This window comes from Paenibacillus maysiensis, from assembly GCF_000520815.1.
Lineage (GTDB): Bacteria > Bacillota > Bacilli > Paenibacillales > Paenibacillaceae > Paenibacillus > Paenibacillus maysiensis.
This window is the reverse complement of sequence record NZ_ASRY01000051.1, coordinates 1-1,208: the sequence shown is the minus strand read 5'-3', so window position 1 is coordinate 1,208 and position 1,208 is coordinate 1. Positions and strand designations below refer to the sequence as shown.

General features: G+C 61.8%; 1 protein-coding gene. It reads left to right on the top strand.

Going from position 1 to position 1,208, the window contains the following annotated elements; all coding sequences use genetic code 11:
- Positions 1–50: 50 nt before the first annotated feature.
- The coding region (locus tag L696_RS28185) for an exo-beta-N-acetylmuramidase NamZ family protein (RefSeq protein WP_049827259.1) at positions 51–1,208 on the top strand (1,158 nt) is incomplete at its 3' end.

Sequence of the window (1,208 nt, the reverse complement as noted above, 5' to 3'; positions counted from 1 at the left end):
GCGGGGGAAGCGGCAGAGACTGGCGCTGAAATGGCGGGCGGGAGTCTGCGATGAGTGCCCGCGTGCGCAGCGGGGCGGACCGGCTGGCCGCGGGGATGGCACACCAGCTGCTGGAGGGGCGGCGGATCGGGCTGGTGACCAATCCGACCGGGATTACGGGGGATTTCCGTTCCACCGCCGAGGTCTGCTGTGGGTTGGCATCGTCCCGGCTGATGGCTCTTTTTGCCTGCGAGCATGGCATACACGGGCAGTATCAGGCAGGCGTGAAGTTCGAAGATGAACGGGATGCTGTACTGGGGCTTCCGGTATACAGCCTGTACGGCAGACATAAAAAGCCGACCCCGGACATGCTGGCCGGCCTGGATACGCTGGTTTTTGATGTGCAGGACCTGGGAATGCGCTTCTATACGTATGTCTCCACCATGCTGTACGTAATGGAAGCCTGCGCCGAGAACGGCAAAAGTCTGCTTATCCTCGACCGCCCCAATCCGCTGGGCGGGACCGTCTGCGAAGGCGGATTGTTGCAGGAAGGTTATGAATCCGTGGTTGGCGCATGGCCGATGCCGATCCGCACCGGAATGACTCTTGGAGAACTGGCGCGAATGGTCAACGACCTGAAAGGGCTGGGCTGCGATCTCGACGTGATTCCACTTGAGGGCTGGAGCCGCAGCATGGAATATACGGACACGGGACTGCCTTGGATGCTGCCCTCGCCGAATATGCCGACCCTCGAGACGGTCAGGGCTTATGGGGGAACCTGTTTTTTTGAAGCGACCAATCTGTCCGAGGGACGTGGCACTACCCGCCCTTTCGAGTGGATCGGCGCGCCTTGGCTGGATGGCGCCCGGCTGGCTGAATCCATGAACAAGCATCGGCTGCCGGGGGTGCATGTGCACCCTGTATATGCTACCCCGGCCTTTTCCAAGCATCAGGGGGAAATGTGCGGCGGCGTGCGATTGTTCATTACCGATCCGCAGCGTTACGAATCCGTAAATACGGGGCTGTTGCTGCTGCACGAGGTCAATGCCCTGTACCCACAGGCATTCCACTGGCTAGCCCCACCGCAGGAAGGCTCCAGATATTTCATCGACCTGCTGACCGGAGGCGAAGAGGTGCGCCGCACCATCGTGTCGGCCGCGGGCCTGCGCGAGATTCAAGCAGCCTGGCGGCAGGACAGCGCAGCCTGGAAGGAGCAGGCCCGGCCGTAT